Source organism: Aeromonas sp. QDB11 (assembly GCF_027705265.1).
Lineage (GTDB): Bacteria > Pseudomonadota > Gammaproteobacteria > Enterobacterales > Aeromonadaceae > Aeromonas > Aeromonas allosaccharophila.
Genome location: NZ_JAPDBM010000113.1, coordinates 1 through 4,245, shown reverse-complemented (window position 1 = coordinate 4,245; position 4,245 = coordinate 1). Strand labels below are relative to the sequence as shown.

Genomic DNA, 4,245 nt, shown 5'->3' with positions numbered 1-4,245 from the left:
ACCGAGCTGTCTACTAAAACTACAATATTTACCGCTGCCAGACTTCATGTCACTTATTGTGATAAACATGGCCTAATACCACTTTCCGAAGCTGCCGTTATAAGTGAGTTACAGCACAACAGTACACGACAGCGCCGTGGCGAAATAAAAGACAGTACCGAAACGTCTAAACGTTCACACCTCAGCACTCTACTGCAATGGATGGAACTGCCCGTCACTTCCTGGTTCCACATAATTCCATCATCAGGCCGAACTCAAAGTGTGCCCACTAAGGGATATAGCGACAGCGATCTCATGCAAATGCTTCCGCTCTTGCGTGGATTATTTAAGCAATTACATCAACAGTTTGTCAGTGCACCTAAGCTACATTTAAACGCTCATAAACACACTGCAACCATGACGTTTCAATGGAAAGGTCAACAGTATCTGGTGAGCTCTGGCATTAGTAAAATGTTCTATGCCGCAACTTTCTTGCTCAGTTACTACACATGGAGCAATAGTTCAGTTTTATATCAGCTCAAGCGCCCACAAACTGTGAGCCACAAACTGTCTGATGACTGGCATCAGATGCCTGCGTTCAAGCGCAGAGCATTTAAAACCTTAACGGTTGAAATCGGTAATCATGACAGGTTGGAAGTTCCGAAATATGCTCTCCAGTTTTTCGATCAACTACTGGAAGCCTCACGGTTGCTCGATCCCAGGCCAGATGGTTGGCTGCTGCCATCCAATAATAATGGGTTACCTGTAATGATGACCGGTGGAAAGCTCAGTGGCTTCAAGAGCAAATGGCTGGCTCGGTATTTTCCGATGTATGACAACCAAGGTGAACGCCTGTGGCCAGTAGTGCAGCGTTTTCGAGCTACAGGGGGTCACTTGACCCTTGCGCGAAAAGGTCCAATGTATGCGGCACTGCTGTTGGATAACACCCCCCAAGTGGTCAAGTTGGCTTACAGCAGCGGAAACCCACATGAAAACAACCAAATGAACCGTGATGTTAGTCATACATTAGAGCAAGCGGTGCGTGATCGACAGGGAGTTTCCGCTGCAAAGCAAAAGGTTCGAGAGGCTCAGAAGGTAGAAGTACTCGCCTACGAGGCTTACGTGCAAAGAGCCATGCCCCCCACACGCAGTGCTAATGGCAGTTACTGCCAAACCAATGATAGCGATAGAGCGCAGCGTTTTACTACGCGAGCCCGCCAACGAGGATTACTGGCCGAGGGCGAACGATTATCTTGCGCCGATCTTTTGGCATGCTGGGAGTGCAGGCATCAAGTACTTGTTGAATCAGTCAGCGACCTTTGGTGCATACTCAGCTTCCGTGAGTGCTTAGAAGAATCACTTTACCTGCACCTAGACAGTCAACATCATCAGAAGAACTTTGGCCAAGTCCTGATCAATATCTCAGCTCGGCTCAAATTGGTTAACAACAAGGTGTTGCGCCAAGCGCAGCGTAAATTGGCAAACGATGGCCGTCATCCATTGTGGCCTGATGCAGCTAGTGTTGGCGTGTTTTAAGGAACAAGCATGGCAATTTTATTAGACCTGCCTAGAAAATTTCCCGCAGAACATATCCCCAAAGGACAGAATCTCAATGAATTGCTCGCCAACCAGAAGTGGGATGAGCTAGCTCAAGTGCCAGTATGTACAGACGCCTATGGTCAAGTCGTGGCATCCTTCGGCGACGACATCTGGGACTGTACTCCATTTGCCACCGACAAAGGCGGTGAAAATATTCAGCGCAAACTAAGCTTTAACCACCTCATAGATAGCCCTGGGCTGCTGTTACAAGCCAAGTTTATTGTATATGGCTGGATTTATCATGTCGCTCATCGCAGCGGTAAACGGTGCAAGCTCACTACATTGGCAACCAGATTTAATTTGGACTTGAAGCGGGTTCTTATAAGTTTACAGAACCAAAATCTGGATGATATCTGCGAACTCCACAAAGCCGATGTTTGGGCTCAGCTAGAGAGCGACCTCGAATCGACTGAACTAAGCAGCAGCACAATTGAAAAAACTTTCTCATCACTTTCTGCTGTTACACGGCTCGGGGATTGGCTGCCATTTCGCTTAACTCTTCCTGACTTGCAATTCAAAGAACTGGCCAACAAGTTAGCCGCCGAGGGCAAACTGGAAAGAAGACAGACTTTGGCGATACCACAAACCCTAGCTGATATTTTGTACGGCAAAGCCGTCGATCTTGTAGAACAGGCCTGGCCACACCAAAAAAAACTGATAGAACTAGAGCGCAAGCTACAAGAAAACTACGATGCAGGTCGGGCAGTGGTCAACCGAAAGATAGCTTCTGGTCAGTGGAAATGGCTGCATGACGAAAATGGTAACCTGGACACTCACAGGTACAGTCAGGAAATTAACTTTGCGTTACCAAATGATATAGCCGTTATTGCAACTACTATACTAAAAAATACAGACTTACTTCCTCTCGAAAAAATTAATGGGGACTGGCTAGTAAGCTGGCGTGGACAATTACAAGCCGCCTGTTTTATCTGTTGTGGAGCCTTTAGTGGCATGCGTGTCAGTGAATTATTTGAGCTTCATAAAAGCAGCTTCGTAACATATGAAATCGATGGGCAAAAATTTAACGTTCTGCGTGCTGCGACACACAAACTAGCAGCCGGAAAAAAATATGAGGAATGGTTGTGCAGCCCTATTGTCAAAAAAGCCATCGAGCTTGCACAGGCATTATCTGAAAATCAACGCGAACAGTTATCTAAAATGGCTGAGCAGTCACGTGACCCAGCCAGGGCTGATGGGTTACACGAGCAAGCTGCATGTCTGTGGCTGACTCAGAAAAGGCGCAGTAGTCCTCCCATCGTGATAGAGCGAAATCAATGGAATAAGCGATTGAAAAGATTCGCCAGGCAAGTTGGGGCTGTGATCGATGAGAAAGCTCTTGAAGAGTGCAGACGGCTCAATCCACACGAAAATGGCTTAATCGAGACATGCGTAAGGGTAGGCCACCCATGGCCATTTACCACACACCAGTTCCGTCGCACATTTGCTTGCTTCGCGGTACGAAACCATCTTGGACATCCCATTGCCATTAAACAGCAGTTCAAGCACCTCTACCTACGCATGAGCGAATGGTATGGCAATGGTGCAGTCACAGCACGCTTACAGGATGTCCAAGTAGACAGCGATCTTACCAGGTTGCTCAACGAAGCAGGTATCGAGCATACCACCTCCACCTACGATAGGTGGTTCAATAGCGATGAACCACTAAGCGGCAGCTATGGCAAAGCAATTGTAGCCATGCGTGACGACAAACCAGTGATCTACAGCAGCTGGGAAAATTTGTACAGGTTGGTCAAGGAAAAGCGTCTGAGCCTACATGGTACTTTGCACAGTTACTGCAAGAACGGCTACAACTGCGATATGGACGGTATAGTAAACCCTGCGTTTTGTGTCGATTGTAGTAGCGGTAGCAGCGTAATCGATACCCAGCAGGCCCAATGGTGGCAGCAAACCCACACCAGACTCACTAATTATTTACGCGAACAAGTCAATGTCAGCCTTGGTGAATACGCTCACTGTATCACCCAGATCCGCGCCGCAGAGAAAGTCATGCACGATCATCATATCGACTACCAAGCTTATCAGCACCCAATTGAGGCGAGCTATCTATGAACAGTGACGACACGCAACTGCGCTTGGAAGCCGCGTTGCAACGGATCCAAGAAGGTAAGCCGGAGCGGATCCCTGAACATCGCAAACTCAGTGTACGCGCAGTAGAAGAAGAGGCAAACCTGGGCAATGGTAGCAGCTACTACTATCCGAGCGTCATCGAGAAAATCAAAACGGCCAAGGCGATCATCCAAGCGGTAAAAACAGGCAAAAAACCGATTTCAGGACTGGAAAAAGCACACCAAGCCAAGCAAACAGCAATAAGGATCAAAGAGCAGTACCGCGATAAGGCCCAGAAGCTTCTGGTGGAACGAGAACAGATGGCGGCGGTGCATCACCAGTTATCTTTTGCACTACGCCAAGCACATAAGCGCATAGACGATTTGGAGCTAGAGCTGGAAAAAATGAAACAGCAGCTAGTCGAGGCTAAACGTAATAGTATGACGCTATTAAAATGAGTGCGCACACGAGCGACTGTACCTATAACATCTAAACATAATTAACATCAACCCTATCAAAAATTAGTATTGTATGGTAAATATTTATAAAGCTTAATGCATAATAGACTAACTGAATAATAATTAGCGCTCTTATAAAAGT

At 47.0% G+C, this 4,245-nt stretch carries 3 protein-coding genes; all 3 read left to right on the top strand.

Annotation, left to right across the window (positions count from 1 at the left end; all coding sequences use genetic code 11):
- The coding region (locus OKC40_RS21565; protein ID WP_270796952.1) for a hypothetical protein at positions 1 to 1,515 on the top strand (1,515 nt) is incomplete at its 5' end.
- Positions 1,516 to 1,524: 9 nt separating this feature from the next.
- The gene (locus OKC40_RS21560; RefSeq protein ID WP_270796951.1) at positions 1,525 to 3,648 is read left to right on the top strand and encodes a hypothetical protein; all 2,124 of its coding nucleotides are present in this window, start codon (positions 1,525 to 1,527) and stop codon (positions 3,646 to 3,648) included.
- Positions 3,645 to 4,103, top strand: coding sequence for a hypothetical protein (locus tag OKC40_RS21555; protein ID WP_270796950.1), 459 nt, complete (start codon positions 3,645 to 3,647; stop codon positions 4,101 to 4,103). Before OKC40_RS21560 ends, OKC40_RS21555 begins: the two co-directional genes overlap by 4 nt.
- Positions 4,104 to 4,245: the final 142 nt, after the last annotated feature.

Coding starts and splice junctions, on each gene's coding strand:
- OKC40_RS21560 (WP_270796951.1), top strand. CDS start 1,525: ATGGCAATTTTATTAGACCTGCCTAGAAAATTTCCCGCAGAACATATC.
- OKC40_RS21555 (WP_270796950.1), top strand. CDS start 3,645: ATGAACAGTGACGACACGCAACTGCGCTTGGAAGCCGCGTTGCAACGG.